Here is a 19,346-nt window from a genome sequence, read left to right on the forward strand (position 1 = left end):
GGTTCTGCCGGGAGCCGCCGCGGATCCCACCGCCCCCGCCGCCGGCGGCTCCCGGCAGAACCAGGCCGCCATGCGGAGCGGCGCCGGCGACGCGGACCGGCTCGCGGCCGCCCTGCGAAGGGCCGAAGGCGCCGCCTGACGCACTCGCACACCAAGGAAGCAGGTGCCCATGTCCCTCGCACGCGCCCTCGGCAGAACAGCCACCTCCCTCAAGGACCTCCAGTCCAAGTCCACCGCCACCGACCGGGCGATCAACGGCCTGCGCTCCAGCGCCACCCGCGGCGAGCAGGGGCTGAAGTCCATCCGGTCCGCCGCGCAGGGCTCCACGCGGGAGCTGAACAACCTCAAGTCCGCCGCCGACCGGGCGGACAAGTCGCTCGCCAAGGCCGGCAAGACCGGCACCACCAGCGGCAACCAGGTCGGCACCTTCAAGAAGGGCGCCGACAACGCCTCCAAGGGCATGAACGGCCTCAACAAGTCCATGAAGGGCAACATCCTCGCCCGCCTCATGGAGCTGTTCATGCCGCTCATCGAGAGGGTGGTCGACATGGCCACCCGCTCGAAGACGATGCAGAAGGTCCTCAAGACCGCCTTCGACGCGATCAAGAAGGTCATCACCGCCGTCATGAAGGCCGTCGGGCCGATCATGTCCGCGGCCGGCAAACTGATCAAGACGGTCTGGGACGGGATCAAGAAGGCCGTCACCGTCGTCGTCAACGCCGTCTCCGCCGTCGTCTCCAAGACCTTCAACGCCATCAAGAAGGTCATCACCTCGGTGATGAACGGCGTGAAGTCGGTCATCTCCAGCGTCTGGAACGGCATCAAGAGCATCATCATGCCGGTCGTGAACTGGATCCGGGACGTCGTCCCGCGGGCCTTCAGCGCCGTGAAGGACAAGCTCTCCAGTATCTGGGGCGGACTGAAGGACATCGCCGGCCGTGCCTTCGACAAGATCAAGGGCGCGGTCAAGGGCCCGATCAACGGCGTCATCGGGCTGATCAACGGGGCCATCGGCAAGCTCAACGGGATCAAGGTGTCGATCCCCGGCTGGGTGCCGTTCGTCGGCGGCAAGACCTTCGGCGTCAGCATCCCGAAGATCCCGCAGCTCGCCCAGGGCGGTGTCGTCCAGCCCCGGCGCGGCGGCGTGCACGCCATCGTCGCCGAGGCCGGCGAGGCGGAGGCCGTGCTGCCGCTGTCCAAGCTGGACCGGCTGCTCACCCACACCGCCCGCGCCGCCCGCGCCCGCGCCGTCAACGCCGGGGCCGGCGCGGCGCACGGCTTCCAGATCGAGAACTACTACGAGGCGTCCGGCAACGAATTGCAGCAGACCGCCTCGGCGCTGCTGTTCCTGGCGAAGGCACGCGGATGAGTGCGATGACCGCCCAGGTCAACGCGGTGATGGTGCACTACCGGGGACTGCCGGGCGCGCTGAAGGGCTTCCGCGCCCAGACCCAGGGCGCCACCCGCGCCCTGGACCGCTTCCGCTCGGGCCTCGGCCAGGCGTCCTCCGGGCTCACCCGCCTGACCTCCGGCGCCTCCGCCGCCGCCCAGGTCCAGCAGATCAGGGGCCGGGCGGAGGGCGCCGGCCAGTCCCTCACCCGCGTCGGCCGCACCGCCGCCACCACCGGGACGCAGCTCAAGGGCGGTGCGGGCAAGACCAAGGGCGCCGCCGCGCCGCTGAAGTCGCTGGCCTCCGGGGCCGGCGCGTTCGGCAAGGTCGCCGGGCTGCTCGGCAAGGTCACCGCACCCGTCACCCGGATCATGACCGTCCTCGGCGGCGCCCTCACCGCCGCCGCCGTCGCCATGACCGCCGTCAACGTCGCCATGCGGGCCAACCCGCTCGGCTTCCTCGCCGGGCTGATCGTCCCCGTCCTCGCGGCGATCCTCACCTACGCGATGAACACCGAGACCGGCCAGCGGATCATGAAGCAGGTCTTCGACCACGTACTCAAGGTCTTCCAGCAGATCGCGAAGTTCCTCGGGCCGATCGTCACCGGCTACGGGACGGTCGTCGGCGGCTACTTCAAGGCCGTGGGCATCGTCATCACCGCCGTGGTCGAGGTCGTCGGGGCCGCCGTCTCCGGCGACTTCGGCAAGGCGCGCGGCTCGATCTCCAAGGCCACCGACGCGCTCAGCGCCCTCGTGCGCAGGCCGTGGAACGCGTTCAAGACGGTCATCCAGCCGGTCCTGGACTGGCTGACCAAGAAGCCGGCCGAGATGTTCGGCCGGGTCAAGGACGCCACCGGTCGCACCATGAACGGCATGGGGGACTTCATGTCCACCGGCCTGCACATGCTCGCCGGAGTGATCACCGGCCCCGTCAAGGGCCTGATCGCCTTCGCCAACTGGGTCATCGACGGACTCAACAGCCTCAGCGGAGAGTTCCTCGGCAAGAAGTTCGGCATCAAGCTCGACAAGATCCCGCAGCTCGCCGAGGGCGGCGTCGTCGACCCGGGCCGCGGCGCCTCCGCCGTACGGCCGCTGTCCGCCCTGGACCGGCTGCGGCCCGCCGAACCCGGCCACCGCGGCTCCCCGGACCGGGCCCCCGCCCCCTCCCCGGACCGCGGCCGGCTGCACACCTACCGCGAGCCGGCCGGCCGCAGCGCCCTCGCGATCGCCGAGGACCTGCTGTTCCTGCACCGGACCGCGGCCTGACGAAGGCCCCCGGAAGGGCCCACCAGGGTCCGAGAAGGCCCCCGGGACGCCCGGGAGCCCAAGCCCGCAGCCCCAAGCCCGCAGACCGCAGCCCGATCACGGGCCCGGGGCACGCCCACGACCGCAGCCCGAGAGGCCCGGCGCACACCTACCGAAAGTGAGGTGACGGCCCGTCATGGCCGAGACCACCATCGCCCCCACGGGCGCCGCCGCCGACGAGCAGTCACCCGGCTCACTGATCACCCTCGACGGGCAGATCCAGTGGGCCGGGCTGCTGATGGGGCCCGGCACCCCGTACCAGATCGACCGCTCCGGCCTCACCGGCTGGGACGACCTGCCCACCCTCGACACCGGCGACGTGCCCCGCCCCGACCAGCACGGCTCCTGGCCGGGCGCGGTCTGGGCGCAGCCCCGGCTGGTCGGCGCCACCGTCTGGCTGGTGCCGCCCACCGCCGGCGACTCGCTCGCCACCACCGCCGCGTTCCGGGCGGCCACCGGGCCGGAGGGCGGCGAGCGCTGGCTCGCGGTGCGGCTGCACGGCGAGACGCTGGCGGTACGGGCCCGGGTCAGCCGCCGGGTCGTCCCGCAGGACCGGAGCTACGTCCGGCAGGGCCTGGCCAAGGCCAGCCTTCAGTGGACGGCGACCGACCCGCGCCGCTTCGGCCCGGTACTCCGGCAGGGCGGCACCGTCCTGCCGGTCGCCGAGGCGGGCCTGGTCTTCGACGGCGAGGCCGGCAGCGGCCTTCAGTGGCCGCTGGAGTGGGGCGCCGACGGCGTGTCCGGCGGCTTCACCGCCGTCAACGAGGGCGGCGCGCCCACCCATCCCGTGATCGAGTTCCGCGGCCCGGTCCGCCAGCCGGCGCTGATCCGGCTCGACGACGGCAGCCGGTTGCAGTACGACCTCGTGCTGGGCGCCGGCGAGGTGCTGACCGTCGACACCGAGTCCGGGACGGTCGTCCTCAACGGCACCGCCTCGCGGCTCTACACCGCCATGCCGCTGTCGGTGCCGGAGCAGCTCTTCCGGTTGGAGCCCGGCGAGTCGGCTCTCGCCTTCCGCTCCGACGACACCACCCCCGACCCGCGGGCCTCCGTCACCGTCCGCTGGCGCGACGCCCACTGGTGACCCGCGGACCGCGGAGGCCCGACGAGGCACCCGTGATCTCCCGGCGCGGCCGCTCCCGCCGCCCCTCCCCGTACGCACAGCCCCATTCCCAGGAGGACCACATGCCCGTGCGCAGCGCATGGCTGATCAACCGCACCTCGACCGAATCCGGCCAGTCCCGCGCCGACACCCGGCTCGCGCCCACCGGCGCCATGGCCCCGACCGGGGCGCTGACCAGCGCCTCCGGCGTGCTGCCGGGGTCCAAGGACGGCCGCTACATCATGGACGCGCTGTACGTGTACGGCGACACCGCCGGGATGACGGCGAACGTCGCCCCCGGCCGCGCGGTGATCCAGGGCTCCGAGGCCGCCGGGGCGTACCCGGTGGTCCTGACCGACTACACGCAGATCACCTTCGACGACGGCAACGCCGCCAACCCGCGCCAGGACCTGGTGGTGCTGCGGGTGTACGACGCCCAGTTCAACCCGTCGCTGGGGCGCACCGAGGCCGTGCTGGAGATCATCAAGGGCGCGCCGGCGCCCAACCCGGAGGTGCCGCTCGTCCCGGAGGGCGCGCTGCCGCTGGCCCGGGTCATGGTGCCGGCCGGCGCGTCGGTGGGCACCGGCGGGCTGAACTGGTCCACGGCCGTCTACGACCTGCGGCAGTCCACCGTCGGCGTCGGCGGCATCCTGGCCGAGTCGTGGAACCGTGCGACGGCGGGCGGCTACAGCGGCCAGTACCGGGACAACGCCACCCAGCTCCAGCGCTGGGACGGCACCCGCTGGGTGTCCTACCCGCGACACCTGGGCGGCATCGCCCCGCAGGGCGCGCTGGCTGCCGGCGAGTACACCGGCCAGTACCGCGACGAGGGCGGCCGGCTCCAGCGCTGGGACGGCACGGTGTGGCGGCCGGTCGTTCCGGTGTCCGGGTGGGCGTTCAACAACGACGGCGGCTACTTCAAGGCGGTGACCTACGGCGAGGCCCTGACGGACACCGCCGTGCCGACCATCTCGGCCCAGTTCACCACCCCGGTGACCGGCGCGGTGCTGGTCACCGTCGGCTTCCTGGGCAACGCCCAGGCGGACACCGCCTACACGCGCATGTCGGTCAACCTGCGGCTGGGCGGCACCATGGTGCTGGCCGCCGACGAGCAGCGCTCGGCGACGGTCACCGGCCGGCAGATGACCTCGGTGTCGCACACGTTCCGAGCCACCGGGCTGAAGCCGCACACCGTGTACGACGCGGTCGGCGCGTACGTCTGCTCGCCCGGCAGCACCAACGCCTGGATCGACAACCGGTTCATCCGCGTCGACCCGCTGGTCTGAGGCGGCGGGCGATGAGCAGGAACATCGTCACGCCCGTCTACCGGGCGCTGTTCTGCGACCTGCGCACCGACAAGGTCCTGGACGTGCTGCCGCTGACGGAGGCGAAGTTCGACGACTTCATCGGCAAGGCGGGGTCGCTGTCGGCCACCGTGCCGCTGGCCGAGGGCCGGCTGGCCGCGCGGGCCAGGGCCGCGCTCCAGCCGGGCCGGACCGCGGTCTGGCTGGAGCGGGACGGGGACGTGTGGTGGGGCGGGGTGCTGTGGACCTGCACCCCCGCCTCGGACGAGCAGGGCCGGATGACCGTGCAGTTCCAGGCTGGGACGTTCGACTCCTACCTGGACCACCGCATCCTCTCCCACGACCTCACCGGGGTGGCGGCCGACCAGTTCGACATCGCCCGCGCCCTGGTCGCCCACACCCAGGAACAGCCCGGCGGCGACATCGGGATCACCGCCGGGCCGGAGATGTCCGGGGTGCGGCGGGACTACGCGTACGCCTTCACCGAGCTGGCCCGGGTGCGGGAGCTGCTGGACAAGCTGGCGCAGCCGGCCGACGGCTTCGAGTGGCGGGTGCAGTGCTACCGCGACCCGCAGGGCCGCCGCGTCAAGCGCCTCCAGCTCGGGCACCCGACCATCGAGACCGGCCACACCGACCTGGTGCTGGACCATCCGGGCCCGGTGCTCTCCTACAGCCTGCCGACCGACTCGACCGTGCAGGCCAACGTGTGGGTGGCGCGCGGCGAGTCCGACAACACCGACCAGTCCAAGCCGTCCGCGCCGCTCACGGTGTCCGTGAGCGCCCCGGACGACCTGGCGGGCGGCTGGCCCCGGCTGGAGCTGACCAGCGACCACAGCGGGGTGAAGGACGAGGCGGCGCTGCGGTCGCTGGCCCAGGCGGAGCTGTCCCGGCAGCACCGGCCGGAGGTCATCCCGGAGCTGACGATCAGGCTGGACGAGCGGTTCACCCCGGCGCTGCTGGGCGCCCGCGTCCGGTTGCGGCTGCGGGACCTGTGGCACCCCGAGGGGCTGGACGCCCGCTACCGGGTGGTCGGCATCGCGGTGAACCCGCCGCAGCGCACCAAGCCGGAGACGGCGACGCTCTACCTGGAAGGGGTGTGAGGGGCGCATGGCGACCATCCCCACCGACCTGCTGGACCGCATCCGCCTGATGGAGCGGCAGATCCGGGAGCTGATGGGCAGCGCCAACAGCAGTCCGGCGCTGAACACGATCGACAGCGGCGAGGTCGTCATCGGCGACGGCGGACGGTTGCGGGTGCGCACCGCCGGCGGCGACGACCTGCTGTACCTGGGGAGGGTCGAGCCGGACCGGGACGCGAACACCCCGCAGCAGGGGCTGGTGGTGCGCCGCGACGACGGCTCCATCGCGCTGAGCGTGTGGACCGACAGCCCCGACCTCCTCCCCGTCCAGCCCGTGCGGATCTTCGACCGCTTCGGCAACGTGGTGGTCTCCGACGACACCGTCCACCGCGGTCTGGCCCGCCCCTACCTGCCGTACCCGACGCCCGAGCCGGTGGACGCGGCCCGCTGGGAGTCCACCGGCGCCACCACGTGGACCACCCTCTACCGGGGCCCGGGCATCGCCCAGCACCCGCGTCTGCACGCCCGCGTCGCGGTGGACGGCCCGGCCGGGGCCGAGGTCCGGGTCCTGGTCGACGGCGACCCGATCGGCCCCACCGGCGGCCCCGGCGCCGGCCTGGTGTTCACCGAGCCGCTGTCCGCCGCGTTCGGCGCCGACGTCGTCTTCGAGATCCAGGCCAAGGTCGCCACGGCCGGCGACACCGTCCGCTGCCGCCCCCTGGGCCTGTACGGCGTCCAGTCCTGACCCGGCCGGGACCGCGCCTGCCGGATCGCGCGGCCCGGCTCCCGACCGGCGCCCCCGCGCCCGCCGCCGACGCGCCGTCGCGCGGCGGGCCGGGGCCGCCGTCCCTTTCTCCCTCACCTCCCCAGGAGGCTCTTCGTGCTGCCCTCGTCCATCCCCACCGTGACCGTCACGGCCCGCTACCTCACGCCCGACGGCAAGCCGATGAGCGGCTCCGTCGAGTTCCGGCCCCCGTCGCTGCTCACCCACTCCGGGGCCGACGTCTTCCTCGGCGGCCCCACCCTCGTTCCGCTGGATGCCGAGGGACGCCTGCGGGTGGTGCTGCCGGCGACCGACGCCGAGGGCTTCAACCCGGCCGTGTGGACCTACCAGGTCACCGAGAAGCTCGCCGGCATCGCCCGCAACCGGGCCTACCAGCTCGCACTGCCCGCCGCCCTGCCGGAGGTCGACCTCGCCGACCTGGCCCCGGCCGACCCGGCCACCCCGACGTACGTGGCCGTGCCCGGCCCGCCCGGTCCGCGCGGCGACACCGGTCCGGCCGGCCCGCCCGGACCGGTCCGCTCGGTCAACGGCCGCTCCACCCCCGACATCACGCTGACCGCCGCCGACCTCGCCGCCATCCCGGTCGCCTCGGCCGGCGCGGTCAACGGCGTCGCCACCCTGGGCGCCAACGGCAAGATCCCGGCCGCCCAGCTTCCCGCCACCTCGCAGGCCGTCTCCTCGGTCAACGGCAAGACCGGCGCGGTGGTCCTCACCGCCGCCGACCTCAGCGCCCTCACCCCGGCCGCCGGCGACGCCCGCTACCTGGGCATCGACGCCGCCCCGGTCAAGAGCGTCAACGGGCAGAGCGGCGCGGTGCAGTTGCGCGCCGCCGACGTGTCGGCGGTGGCCGCCGGGGACGCGGTGCTCCTCACCGGCGACCAGACGGTGGCCGGGGCGAAGACCTTCGCGGTGCCGCCCGCCACCACCGCCGACCCGGCCAACGCCAACCACCTGGTGCGGCGCGGCTACGTCGACACCGTCTCCGCGGCCGGCACCTGGTCGCCCGGGTCCATGGGGTTCGCCGGCTGGGCCTTCGACCCGGCCGCCTCGTCGGCCAACAGCGTCCAGTACTGCATGAGCGGCTGGCTGTACCTGATCGGCATCCCGCTGCACGCCCCCACGACCGTCCGCAACATCGTCTTCTACGTCCCCGGCTACGTCGGCAACACCCTCGGCGCCGCCTCCTTCGCCGGCCTCTACACCGCCGCCGGCGCCAAGGTCGGCACCACCGCCACGCTGAACACCCTGCTCACCGCCACGGAGGGCAAGACCGCGGTACTGCCGCTGACCGCCACCTACAACGCCGCCCCGGGCAGCTACTGGGTGGCCCTGCTGGTCAACGGCCCCAACCCGGCGAACACCGGGCCGGCCTTCATGCGCGGCGCCAGCATGGGCCAGTCCCCCGGCGGCAGCGCCCGGATGCCCAACCACTTCATCCGCCACGGCCGGCTGTCCACCACCGGTATGACCTCGCTGCCCAACTCCTTCCCGCTGGGCAACGTCGTGCCCGACTCCAACGCCATCTGGGCGGCCCTGGCCTGAGGCCCGCCGCGCCCGGCGTCCCGTCCGACGCCGGCGCCCGCGCCCACGGCTCACCGCACCGACCTCCGGACCGGCGACCCCGTCCGGGAAAGGAACCACCCATGGCGACTCCGCTCACCGCGGACCAGTTGCTCACCGCCCTGCGCACCGAGGGCCTGACGGTCGTCGAGCACGACGGCTGGCGTACGCACAACCGCAACCACGTCGGCGCCTGGGGCCCGGGCAACGGGGTGATGGTCCACCACACCGCCACCGCCGGCGCCGAGTCCACCATCGCCCTGTGCACCGAAGGGCGCAGCGACCTGCCGGGCCCGCTGTGCCACGGCGTGGTCACCAAGGACGGCGCCGTCCACCTGATCGGCAACGGGCGCGCCAACCACGCCGGCGGCGGCGACCCCGACGTGCTGCGCGCGGTCGTCGCCGAGAACTACGGCGACCGCCCGCCGGCCCCGGACGCGCACCAGGGCAGCCCCGGCGCCGTGGACGGCAACACCCGCTTCTACGGCTTCGAGTGCGTCAACCTCGGCGACGGCGCCGACCCCTGGCCCGCCGCCCAGCTGGAAGCCGTCGAACGGGCCGCCGCCGCGATCTGCCGGGCCCACGGCTGGACGGCCCGCTCCGTCATCGGCCACGCCGAGTGGTCGGACTGGAAGAGCGACCCGCGCGGCGTGCCGATGCCCGGTATGCGCACCAAGATCGCCGCCCGCCTGGCCCTCGCCCCGCAGCCCGCCGGAGCGGCGGCCCCGCCGCGCTGACCGCCCCGCGCACCGCCCGCACCACCAGGAGGAACCCCTATGGCCGCCCCCCTCTCCCCCGACCGGCTCCTGGCCGCCCTGCGCGCCGAGGGCGTCCGGGTCGTCGAACACCCCGGCTGGCGCACCCGCAACCGCAACCACAAGGGCGCCTGGGGCCCGGTGCACGGCGTGATCGTGCACCACACCGTCTCCAGCGGCTCGGCCGCCTCGGTCGCCCTGTGCCGGGACGGCCACGCCACCCTGCCCGGGCCGCTGTGCCAGGCCGTCATCGACAAGGCCGGCGTGGTCCACCTGATCGCCAACGGCCGCGCCAACCACGCCGGCACCGGCGACGGCCGGGTGCTGCGGGCGGTGACCGCCGAGACGGCGACCCCCGCGCCCCGGTCCCAGGACACCGACGGCAACGCCCACTTCTACGGCTTCGAGTGCGTCAACCTCGGCGACGGCGCCGACCCCTGGCCCGCCGCCCAGCTGGAGGCCGTCGAACGGGCCGCCGCCGCGATCTGCCGGGCCCACGGCTGGTCCGCCGCCTCGGTGATCGGCCACAAGGAGTGGACCTCCACCAAGATCGACCCGCGCGGCTTCACCATGGCCTCGCTCCGGGGCCGCGTCGACGCCCGGCTCGGGTCCCGCCCTGCCCCCGGCAGCCGCCCCGGCCCCGCCGCCCCGGCCCACCACCCCTTCCCCGGGCGGGAGTTCTTCACCACCTCCCGCAACAGCCCGCTGGTCACCGCGATGGGCCGCCGGCTGGTGGCCGAGGGCTGCTCGGCGTACGCGCAGGGGCCCGGCCCCCGCTGGACCGAGGCCGACCGGCGCTCGTACGCGATGTGGCAGCGCAAGCTCGGCTACCGCGGCGCCGACGCCGACGGCATCCCCGGCCCCGCGTCCTGGGCCGCCCTGAGAGTCCCGTACACCCGCTGACCGAGCCGACCGAAAGGGGAAGCCGATGACCGACGCCGCCCGGCGCACGGCCCGCACCCTGATCCAGACCGCCGTCGCCCTGGCCGTCGTCCTGCCCGCCGTCGTGGAGGCGGCCGGCCTCCCGGCCACCCTGCCCTGGGTGGCCGGGGCGCTGGCCGCCGCCGGCGCGCTGACCCGGGTGATGGCCCTGCCCGCCGTACAGGCCCTGCTGCCCTCCTGGCTGCGCAGCGACCCGCACCCGGGAGCCGCCCGTGAGCGCCACTGACCGCAACGACCCGATCATGGTCACCCTGGAGCTGGAGCGGCTGCGCGGCACGCTGGAGGCCGGGTTCGCCCGGACCGACGGCTCGCTGGCCCTGCTGGTCCAGCGCAGCGACCAGACCGACAAGCAGCTCGCCGACCACGAGGCCCGCCTCGACGCGCTGGAGCACTCCCGCTGGCCGCTGGCCAGCGTCTCCGCGCTGATCGCCGGCGCCGGCCTGCTCCTCGCCCTGTGGACCGCCACCGGCAGGTGACCGTCCGCGGGAACGCCGAAGGGCGGCCACCCCCACCGGGGTGACCGCCCTTCGCACCGCTACTTACTGGTTGTACGGACCGTAGTCGTAGTCCTCCAGCGGAACGGCCTGGCCGGAGCCGGTGCCGAACGGCGAGTAGTCGATGTCGTCGTAGCCGACGGCCGAGTACATCGCGGCCTTGGCCTCCTCGGTCGGCTCGACCCGGATGTTGCGGTAGCGGGACAGGCCCGTACCGGCCGGGATGAGCTTACCGATGATGACGTTCTCCTTCAGGCCGATCAGGGAGTCGGACTTGGCGTTGATCGCCGCGTCCGTCAGGACCCTGGTCGTCTCCTGGAAGGAGGCCGCCGACAGCCACGACTCGGTGGCCAGCGACGCCTTGGTGATACCCATGAGCTGCGGACGGCCGGAGGCGGGGTGACCGCCCTCGGTGACCACACGGCGGTTCTCCGACTCGAACTTCGAGCGCTCGACGAGCTCGCCCGGCAGCAGCTCCGCGTCGCCGGACTCGATGATCGTCACCCGGCGCAGCATCTGCCGGATGATGATCTCGATGTGCTTGTCGTGGATCGACACGCCCTGCGAGTTGTAGACCTTCTGGACCTCGCCGACCAGGTGGACCTGGACGGCCCGCTGGCCGAGGATGCGCAGCACGTCGTGCGGGTTGGTGGCGCCCGCGGTGAGCTTCTGGCCCACCTCGACGTGGTCGCCCTCGGACACCAGGACCTTGGCGCGCTTGGAGATCGGGAAGGCCGTCTCGTCGCTGCCGTCGTCCGGCGTCACGATGATCTTCTTGGTCTTCTCGGTCTCCTCGATGCGGACGCGGCCGGCCGCCTCCGAGATCGGGGCGACACCCTTGGGCGTACGGGCCTCGAAGAGCTCGACGACACGCGGCAGACCCTGGGTGATGTCGTCACCGGCCACACCACCGGTGTGGAAGGTGCGCATCGTGAGCTGGGTGCCGGGCTCACCGATGGACTGGGCGGCGATGATGCCGACCGCCTCGCCGATGTCCACCAGCTTGCCGGTCGCGAGCGAGCGGCCGTAGCAGAAGGCACAGGTGCCCACCGCGGACTCGCAGGTCAGGACCGAGCGGGTCTTGACCTCCTCGACGCCCGCGTTGACCAGGGCGTCGATGAGCACGTCACCCAGGTCGACGTTGGCCGGCGCGATGACCTTGCCGTCGACGACGACGTCCTCGGCGAGCATCCGCGCGTACACGGACGTCTCGACGTCCTCCGCCTTGCGGAGCACACCGCTCTCGTCCCTGGCCGCGATCCGCAGCTTCAGACCGCGCTCGGTGCCGCAGTCCTCCTCGCGGATGATCACGTCCTGCGAGACGTCCACCAGACGACGGGTGAGGTAACCCGAGTCGGCGGTACGCAGGGCGGTGTCGGCCAGACCCTTACGGGCGCCGTGGGTGGAGATGAAGTACTCCAGCACGGACAGGCCCTCACGGAACGACGCCTTGATGGGACGCGGAATCGTCTCGTTCTTGGCGTTGGACACCAGACCACGCATACCGGCGATCTGACGCATCTGCATCATGTTGCCGCGCGCGCCCGAGTTGACCATCATGAAGATCGGGTTGGTCTTCGGGAAGTTGGCGTTCATCGCGTCGGCGACCTCGTTGGTCGCCTTGGTCCAGATCTTGATGAGCTCCTGCGTGCGCTCGTCCTTGGTGATCAGACCGCGCTCGTACTGCTTCTGGACCCGCTCGTCCTGCTCCTCGTAGGAGCGGACGATCTCCCGCTTCGCCTCCGGGACGACGACGTCCGAGATGGCGACGGTGACGCCGGAGCGGGTGGCCCAGTAGAAGCCGGAGGACTTCAGGTTGTCGAGCGTGGCGGCCACGATGACCTTGGGGTAGCGCTCGGCGAGGTCGTTGACGATCTCGGAGAGCTGCTTCTTGCCCACCGAGTAGTCGACGAACGGGTAGTCCTCGGGCAGCAGCTCGTTGAAGAGCGCGCGGCCCAGCGTGGTGCGCAGCCGGAAGCTGTCACCCTGCTGCCACTCGGGCTCGCCCTCCTCGGCGACCGGCGGGGTCCAGCCGCGCGGCGGGACGGTGCCGATCGGGAAGCGGATGTCGATCTTCGCCTGGAGCGACAGCTCCCGGGCGTCGAACGCCATGATCGCCTCGGCGGTCGAGTTGAACGCCCGGCCCTCGCCCTTGACCTCGCGCTCCTCCTCGTCGGTGGTGAGGAAGAACAGGCCCAGCACCATGTCCTGGGTGGGCATGGTGACCGGACGGCCGTCGGCCGGCTTGAGGATGTTGTTCGAGGACAGCATCAGGATGCGGGCCTCGGCCTGCGCCTCCGCGGACAGCGGCAGGTGCACGGCCATCTGGTCGCCGTCGAAGTCCGCGTTGAACGCGGTGCAGACGAGCGGGTGGATCTGGATGGCCTTGCCCTCGACGAGCTGCGGCTCGAAGGCCTGGATGCCCAGGCGGTGCAGGGTGGGCGCACGGTTCAGCAGCACCGGGTGCTCGGCGATGACCTCTTCGAGGACGTCGTACACCACGGTGCGGCCGCGCTCGACCATGCGCTTGGCGGACTTGATGTTCTGCGCGTGGTTGAGGTCCACCAGGCGCTTCATCACGAACGGCTTGAACAGCTCCAGCGCCATCGCCTTGGGCAGACCGCACTGGTGCAGCTTGAGCTGCGGGCCGACGACGATGACGGAACGGGCCGAGTAGTCGACGCGCTTGCCGAGCAGGTTCTGACGGAAGCGGCCCTGCTTGCCCTTGAGCATGTCGGACAGCGACTTCAGCGGGCGGTTGCCCGGACCGGTGACCGGCCGGCCGCGGCGGCCGTTGTCGAAGAGGGCGTCCACGGCCTCCTGGAGCATGCGCTTCTCGTTGTTCACGATGATCTCGGGCGCGCCGAGGTCGAGAAGCCGCTTCAGGCGGTTGTTGCGGTTGATGACGCGGCGGTACAGGTCGTTGAGGTCGGAGGTCGCGAAGCGGCCACCGTCGAGCTGCACCATCGGACGCAGGTCCGGCGGGATGACCGGCACGCAGTCCAGCACCATGCCCTTGGGGCTGTTGCTGGTCTGGAGGAACGCGGAGACGACCTTGAGGCGCTTGAGCGCGCGGGTCTTCTTCTGGCCCTTGCCGGTGCGGATGATCTCGCGGAGGCGCTCGGCCTCCTCCTCGAGGTCGAAGGACTCCAGGCGCTTCTGCAGCGCGGCGGCGCCCATCGAGCCGTCGAAGTAGGTGCCGAAGCGGTCGCGCAGCTCGCGGTAGAGCAGCTCGTCGCCCTCCAGGTCCTGGACCTTGAGGTTCTTGAAGCGGCTCCACACCTCGTCGAGGCGGTCGATCTCGCGCTGGGCGCGGTCGCGGAGCTGCTTCATCTCGCGCTCGGCGCCCTCGCGCACCTTGCGGCGCACGTCGGCCTTGGCGCCCTCGGCCTCCAGCTCGGCCAGGTCGGTCTCGAGCTTCTTGGCGCGGGCTTCGAGGTCGGCGTCGCGGCGGTTCTCGATCTGCTGGCGCTCGACGGAGACGTGGGCCTCCAGCGAGGGCAGGTCGCGGGTACGCCGCTCGTCGTCCACGTACGTGATCATGTACGCGGCGAAGTAGATGACCTTCTCGAGGTCCTTGGGGGCCAGGTCCAGCAGGTAGCCCAGCCGGGACGGGACGCCCTTGAAGTACCAGATGTGGGTGACGGGAGCGGCCAGCTCGATGTGGCCCATCCGCTCACGGCGCACCTTGGCGCGGGTCACCTCGACGCCGCAGCGCTCACAGATGATGCCCTTGAAGCGGACGCGCTTGTACTTGCCGCAGTAGCACTCCCAGTCCCGGGTCGGACCGAAGATCTTCTCGCAGAAGAGTCCGTCCTTCTCGGGCTTGAGGGTGCGGTAGTTGATGGTCTCCGGCTTCTTGACCTCGCCGTGGGACCACTGACGGATGTCGTCAGCGGTGGCCAGGCCGATACGCAGCTCGTCGAAGAAGTTGACGTCGAGCACTATGCGTCAATCCCTCTCAGGGTCGTGCCCCTCGTGATCAGCGAGTGAAGATCAGCGAGTGAAATGGGGCGCTCAATCATGGTCTGTACGGTCCCGGGGACGGCCGGGGCTCCTGGCTTGCGGGAGCCCCGGCCGGGCCCGTCAGACCTCTTCGACGCTGCTCGGCTCGCGCCGGGACAGGTCGATGCCGAGCTCCTCCGCCGCGCGGAAGACGTCCTCGTCGGTGTCGCGCATCTCGATGGACATGCCGTCCGAGGACAGCACCTCCACGTTGAGGCACAGGGACTGCATCTCCTTGATGAGCACCTTGAAGGACTCGGGGATGCCGGGCTCAGGGATGTTCTCGCCCTTGACGATGGCCTCGTAGACCTTCACGCGGCCGGTGACGTCGTCGGACTTGATGGTCAGCAGCTCCTGGAGGGCGTACGCGGCGCCGTAAGCCTCCAGCGCCCACACCTCCATCTCACCGAACCGCTGGCCACCGAACTGGGCCTTACCACCCAGCGGCTGCTGGGTGATCATCGAGTACGGACCGGTCGACCGGGCGTGCAGCTTGTCGTCGACCAGGTGGTGCAGCTTGAGGATGTACATGTACCCGACCGAGATCGGGTCCGGGAACGGCTCGCCGGAGCGGCCGTCGAACAGCCTCGCCTTGCCGGTGGGCTCCACCATCCGCTCGCCGTCCCGGTTGGGGATGGTGTGCTGGAGCAGGCCGGCCAGCTCGTCCTCGCGGGCGCCGTCGAACACCGGGGTGGCGACGTTGGTGCCCGGGGCGACCGAGTCGGCGCCGATCGCCTGGAGGCGCTCGGCCCACTCGTCGGCGAGACCGGAGACGTCCCAGCCGCGGCTGGCGAGCCAGCCGAGGTGGATCTCCAGCACCTGTCCCGGGTTCATCCGGGACGGGACGCCGAGCGGGTTGAGGATGATGTCGACCGGGGTGCCGTCCTCCAGGAACGGCATGTCCTCGATCGGCAGGATCTTGGAGATGACGCCCTTGTTGCCGTGGCGGCCGGCGAGCTTGTCACCGTCGGTGATCTTGCGCTTCTGGGCCACGTAGACGCGGACGAGCTGGTTGACGCCCGGGGGAAGCTCGTCGCCCTCCTCGCGGTCGAAGACGCGCACGCCGATGACCTTGCCGGTCTCGCCGTGCGGCACCTTCAGCGAGGTGTCGCGGACCTCGCGCGCCTTCTCGCCGAAGATCGCGCGGAGCAGGCGCTCCTCCGGGGTCAGCTCGGTCTCGCCCTTCGGGGTGACCTTGCCGACCAGGATGTCGCCGGCGACGACCTCGGCGCCGATGCGGATGATGCCGCGCTCGTCGAGGTCGGCGAGGACCTCCTCGGAGACGTTCGGGATGTCCCGGGTGATCTCCTCGGGGCCCAGCTTGGTGTCACGGGCGTCGACCTCGTGCTCCTCGATGTGGATCGAGGAGAGGACGTCGTCCTGCACGAGGCGCTGCGACAGAATGATCGCGTCCTCGTAGTTGTGGCCCTCCCACGGCATGAAGGCGACCAGCAGGTTCTTGCCGAGCGCCATCTCGCCGTTCTCGGTGGCGGGGCCGTCGGCCAGCACCTGGCCCTCGATCACCCGGTCGCCCTCGGAGACGACGACCTTCTGGTTGACCGAGGTGCCCTGGTTGGAGCGGGAGAACTTCGCGATGCGGTACGTGGTGTACGTGCCGTCGTCGTTGGCGACGGTGACGTAGTCGGCCGAGACCTCCTGGATGACACCGTCCTTCTCGGCCTTGATGACGTCGCCGGCGTCGGTGGCGCAGCGGTACTCCATGCCGGTGCCGACGAGCGGCGCCTCCGCCTTGATGAGCGGGACGGCCTGGCGCATCATGTTCGCGCCCATCAGGGCGCGGTTGGCGTCGTCGTGCTCCAGGAACGGGATCATGGCGGTCGCGACCGACACCATCTGGCGCGGCGAGACGTCCATGTAGTCCACGTCGTCGGGCGCGACGTAGTCGACCTCGCCGCCGCGGCGGCGGACCAGGACGCGGGCCTCCTCGAAGTGGAGGTCGTCGTTGAGCGGCGCGTTGGCCTGCGCGATGACGAAGCGGTCCTCCTCGTCGGCGGTCAGGTAGTCCACCTCGTCGGTGACCTGGCCCTCGACGACCTTGCGGTACGGGGTCTCCACGAAGCCGAAGGCGTTGACCCGGCCGTAGGAGGCGAGCGAGCCGATCAGACCGATGTTCGGGCCTTCGGGGGTCTCGATCGGGCACATGCGTCCGTAGTGGGACGGGTGCACGTCACGGACCTCGAAGCCGGCCCGCTCACGCGACAGACCACCGGGGCCCAGCGCCGAGAGACGACGCTTGTGCGTCAGACCCGACAGCGGGTTGTTCTGGTCCATGAACTGCGAGAGCTGGCTGGTGCCGAAGAACTCCTTGATGGAGGCGACGACCGGCCGGATGTTGATCAGGGTCTGCGGCGTGATCGCCTCGACGTCCTGGGTGGTCATGCGCTCGCGCACGACCCGCTCCATACGGGCGAGACCCGTGCGGACCTGGTTCTGGATCAGCTCGCCGACGTTGCGCAGGCGGCGGTTGCCGAAGTGGTCGATGTCGTCGGTCTCGACGACGATCTCCGTGCCGTTCTCGCCGGTCGTCTCGGTCTCGCCGGCGTGCAGCTTGACCAGGTACTTGATGGTGGCGATGACGTCGTCGGTGGTGAGCACGCCGGCGTCCAGTGGCTCGTCCGCGCCGAGCTTCTTGTTCACCTTGTAGCGGCCGACCTTCGCGAGGTCGTAGCGCTTGGGGTTGAAGTAGAGGTTCTCGAGCAGCGTCTGCGCGGCCTCACGGGTCGGCGGCTCGCCCGGGCGCAGCTTGCGGTAGATGTCGAGCAGCGCGTCGTCCTGGCCCTGGGTGTGGTCCTTCTCCAGGGTGGCGCGCATGGACTCGTACTCGCCGAACTCCTGGAGGATCTGCTCGGTCGTCCAGCCGAGCGCCTTGAGGAGGACGGTGACGGACTGCTTGCGCTTGCGGTCGATGCGGACACCGACCATGTCGCGCTTGTCGATCTCCATCTCCAGCCAGGCGCCCCGGGAGGGGATGATCTTGGCGGAGAAGATGTCCTTGTCGGACGTCTTGTCGATGGAGGAGTCGAAGTAGACACCGGGCGAGCGGACGAGCTGGGACACCACGACACGCTCGGTGCCGTTGATGACGAAGGTGCCCTTGTTGGTCATGAGCGGGAAGTCGCCCATGAAGACCGTCTGGGACTTGATCTCGCCGGTCTCGTTGTTGGTGAACTCGGCCGTGACGAAGAGCGGCGCGGCGTACGTGAAGTCGCGGTCCTTGCACTCGTCGATGGAGTTCTTCGGGGGCTCGAACCGGTGGTCGCGGAAGGTCAGCGACATCGAGCCGGAGAAGTCCTCGATCGGGGAGATCTCCTCGAAGATCTCCTCCAGACCGGACTTGGTGGGAACGTCCTGTCCGGACTCAAGAGCGGCCTCGACACGAGCCTTCCACGCCGCGTTGCCGAGCAGCCAGTCAAAGCTCTCGGTCTGCAGCGCGAGCAGGTTCGGAACCTCGAGGGGCTCCTTGATCTTTGCAAAGGAGATGCGCAGCGGGGCGGTGCTGGCGCCGTTGTTCGTATTCGCGGTCGAGGCGTTGCGCGAGGCGGCCAAGAGGGGGTCCTTCCGAGGGCTCGGACTCACTACGCGCGTACCGGCCCCCCGGCGGACATCTCGGCGAACGCTCCGCATCCTGGGTGAAAGCCCAGGTCAGCGAGGTGAGCCGATGATGTTCTTACGAGGGTATGCCCCTGGTGACGGGCAGGGAGCAGCTAACAGGCAGCGCAAAGGGACAGTGTAGCCACATGGCTCACTGATGTCCAGGGCGAGTAAATCGCATCCCTCGTTGTTCTCAACTCCACGGCCCTCGCGCCGTCGGCGCACATCGATACTGCCCGCTGCGTCGTCGATCCATGCCTCGGATGCGGATCGTTGTGACGGCGCGTCCTGAGAATTGCGCGCCGCGTGCGGTTCGTCAAGGCCCCTGGCCCCGCGCGGCGCACGGCGAAGATCACCATACCCCCCGTGCGGGCCGGCGCAAGGCGGCCGCCGCGCCGGCTCCGGAGACGCCGAAGGGCGACCACCCGGATGGGTGATCGCCCTGGCGGACGCCCGCTGACGGGCGCCGTACGGAGCGCTCAGGCCCCGCTCATCGAGTCAGCAGACCCGAAGGAGGTCACTTGACCTCGACAGCCGCACCGGCGGCCTTGAGGGACTCGGCGGCCTTCTCGGCGGCCTCCTTGTTGACCTTCTCCAGGACCGGCTTCGGGGTGCCGTCGACGAGGTCCTTGGCCTCCTTCAGACCCAGCGAGGTCAGCTCGCGCACGACCTTGATGACCTGGATCTTCTTGTCGCCGGCGCCGGTGAGGATGACGTCGAACTCGTCCTGCTCCTCGGCGGCCTCGGCGGCCGGGGCACCGGCGCCGCCGCCGGCGGCGACGGCCACCGGGGCGGCGGCGGTGACGTCGAACTTCTCCTCGAAGGCCTTCACGAACTCGGAGAGCTCGATGAGGGTCATCTCCTCGAACTGAGCGAGCAGGTCGTCCTGAGAGAGCTTCGCCATGATGGCGGTCCTTCCACTAAATCGGCAGGTGCCGGATGTACTGGGTGAGGCGGGCGTCGGCCCGCTGCGACCCCTGCCGCGTCAGGCGGCGGGAGTCAGAAAGCGAGCCGA

At 71.2% G+C, this 19,346-nt stretch carries 13 protein-coding genes and 1 pseudogene; 11 read left to right on the forward strand and 3 right to left on the reverse strand.

Annotation, left to right across the window (positions count from 1 at the left end; genetic code table 11):
* Positions 1-169 precede the first annotated feature (169 nt).
* The 11 genes and pseudogenes from C6N75_RS01505 (at position 170) to C6N75_RS01555 (ending at position 10,696) form a co-directional block, all read left to right on the forward strand.
* Positions 170-1,369 carry a phage tail protein gene (locus C6N75_RS01505; protein ID WP_105867007.1) on the forward strand — a complete coding sequence of 400 codons (1,200 nt, stop codon included), beginning with the start codon at positions 170-172 and terminating at the stop codon, positions 1,367-1,369.
* Complete coding sequence (locus tag C6N75_RS01510) at positions 1,366-2,655, forward strand: tape-measure protein (RefSeq protein ID WP_105867008.1); 1,290 nt, start codon at positions 1,366-1,368, stop codon at positions 2,653-2,655. Before C6N75_RS01505 ends, C6N75_RS01510 begins: the two co-directional genes overlap by 4 nt.
* A 175-nt stretch (positions 2,656-2,830) precedes the next feature.
* Positions 2,831-3,778 (forward strand): phage distal tail protein, encoded by a 948-nt coding sequence (locus C6N75_RS01515; RefSeq protein WP_105867009.1) that lies wholly within the window; start codon positions 2,831-2,833, stop codon positions 3,776-3,778.
* Between the two features lie 101 nt (positions 3,779-3,879).
* The gene (locus C6N75_RS01520) at positions 3,880-5,082 is read left to right on the forward strand and encodes a hypothetical protein (protein ID WP_105867010.1); all 1,203 of its coding nucleotides are present in this window, start codon (positions 3,880-3,882) and stop codon (positions 5,080-5,082) included.
* Between the two features lie 11 nt (positions 5,083-5,093).
* Positions 5,094-6,200 (forward strand): hypothetical protein, encoded by a 1,107-nt coding sequence (locus tag C6N75_RS01525; RefSeq protein ID WP_105867011.1) that lies wholly within the window; start codon positions 5,094-5,096, stop codon positions 6,198-6,200.
* 7 nt (positions 6,201-6,207) lie between these two features.
* Complete coding sequence (locus C6N75_RS01530; protein WP_105867012.1) at positions 6,208-6,924, forward strand: hypothetical protein; 717 nt, start codon at positions 6,208-6,210, stop codon at positions 6,922-6,924.
* 135 nt (positions 6,925-7,059) lie between these two features.
* Positions 7,060-8,505, forward strand: a complete 1,446-nt coding sequence (locus tag C6N75_RS01535; protein ID WP_105867013.1) for a phage tail protein — start codon at positions 7,060-7,062, stop codon at positions 8,503-8,505.
* A 101-nt stretch (positions 8,506-8,606) separates the two neighbouring features.
* Positions 8,607-9,254 (forward strand): annotated as a pseudogene (locus tag C6N75_RS01540) (peptidoglycan recognition protein family protein); the annotation flags it as partial.
* A gap of 45 nt (positions 9,255-9,299) precedes the next feature.
* A complete protein-coding gene (locus C6N75_RS01545) occupies positions 9,300-10,181 on the forward strand; it encodes a peptidoglycan-binding protein (RefSeq protein ID WP_105867015.1) in 882 nt (293 codons plus the stop codon).
* A gap of 25 nt (positions 10,182-10,206) precedes the next feature.
* Positions 10,207-10,446: a hypothetical protein gene (locus C6N75_RS01550; RefSeq protein ID WP_105867016.1), complete on the forward strand. Its 240-nt coding sequence runs from the start codon at positions 10,207-10,209 to the stop codon at positions 10,444-10,446.
* A 16-nt stretch (positions 10,447-10,462) separates the two neighbouring features.
* Complete coding sequence (locus C6N75_RS01555; protein ID WP_305125036.1) at positions 10,463-10,696, forward strand: hypothetical protein; 234 nt, start codon at positions 10,463-10,465, stop codon at positions 10,694-10,696.
* A gap of 63 nt (positions 10,697-10,759) precedes the next feature.
* Here C6N75_RS01555 and C6N75_RS01560 read toward each other — a convergent pair whose 3' ends face one another.
* The 3 genes from C6N75_RS01560 to rplL form a co-directional block, all read right to left on the reverse strand.
* On the reverse strand, positions 10,760-14,659 hold the full coding sequence (locus C6N75_RS01560) for a DNA-directed RNA polymerase subunit beta' (protein ID WP_105867018.1): 3,900 nt from the start codon (positions 14,657-14,659) through the stop codon (positions 10,760-10,762).
* Between the two features lie 141 nt (positions 14,660-14,800).
* Entirely contained in the window at positions 14,801-18,286 is a 3,486-nt protein-coding gene (rpoB, locus tag C6N75_RS01565) for a DNA-directed RNA polymerase subunit beta (RefSeq protein ID WP_105867019.1), read from the reverse strand.
* Between the two features lie 562 nt (positions 18,287-18,848).
* Entirely contained in the window at positions 18,849-19,235 is a 387-nt protein-coding gene (gene rplL, locus C6N75_RS01575) for a 50S ribosomal protein L7/L12 (protein WP_105867020.1), read from the reverse strand.
* Between the last annotated feature and the right edge of the window lie 111 nt (positions 19,236-19,346).

The sequence above is a fragment of the Streptomyces solincola genome (genome assembly GCF_002982015.1).
Classification (GTDB): Bacteria; Actinomycetota; Actinomycetes; order Streptomycetales; family Streptomycetaceae; genus Streptomyces; species Streptomyces solincola.

What these genes read in the sequence shown, in the direction of transcription:
- C6N75_RS01505 (WP_105867007.1), top strand. Translation starts at nt 170, where the DNA reads ATGTCCCTCGCACGCGCCCTCGGCAGAACAGCCACCTCCCTCAAGGAC.
- C6N75_RS01510 (WP_105867008.1), top strand. Translation starts at nt 1,366, where the DNA reads ATGAGTGCGATGACCGCCCAGGTCAACGCGGTGATGGTGCACTACCGG.
- C6N75_RS01515 (WP_105867009.1), top strand. Translation starts at nt 2,831, where the DNA reads ATGGCCGAGACCACCATCGCCCCCACGGGCGCCGCCGCCGACGAGCAG.
- C6N75_RS01520 (WP_105867010.1), top strand. Translation starts at nt 3,880, where the DNA reads ATGCCCGTGCGCAGCGCATGGCTGATCAACCGCACCTCGACCGAATCC.
- C6N75_RS01525 (WP_105867011.1), top strand. Translation starts at nt 5,094, where the DNA reads ATGAGCAGGAACATCGTCACGCCCGTCTACCGGGCGCTGTTCTGCGAC.
- C6N75_RS01530 (WP_105867012.1), top strand. Translation starts at nt 6,208, where the DNA reads ATGGCGACCATCCCCACCGACCTGCTGGACCGCATCCGCCTGATGGAG.
- C6N75_RS01545 (WP_105867015.1), top strand. Translation starts at nt 9,300, where the DNA reads ATGGCCGCCCCCCTCTCCCCCGACCGGCTCCTGGCCGCCCTGCGCGCC.
- C6N75_RS01550 (WP_105867016.1), top strand. Translation starts at nt 10,207, where the DNA reads ATGACCGACGCCGCCCGGCGCACGGCCCGCACCCTGATCCAGACCGCC.
- C6N75_RS01555 (WP_305125036.1), top strand. Translation starts at nt 10,463, where the DNA reads ATGGTCACCCTGGAGCTGGAGCGGCTGCGCGGCACGCTGGAGGCCGGG.
- rplL (WP_105867020.1), bottom strand. Translation starts at nt 19,235, where the DNA reads ATGGCGAAGCTCTCTCAGGACGACCTGCTCGCTCAGTTCGAGGAGATG.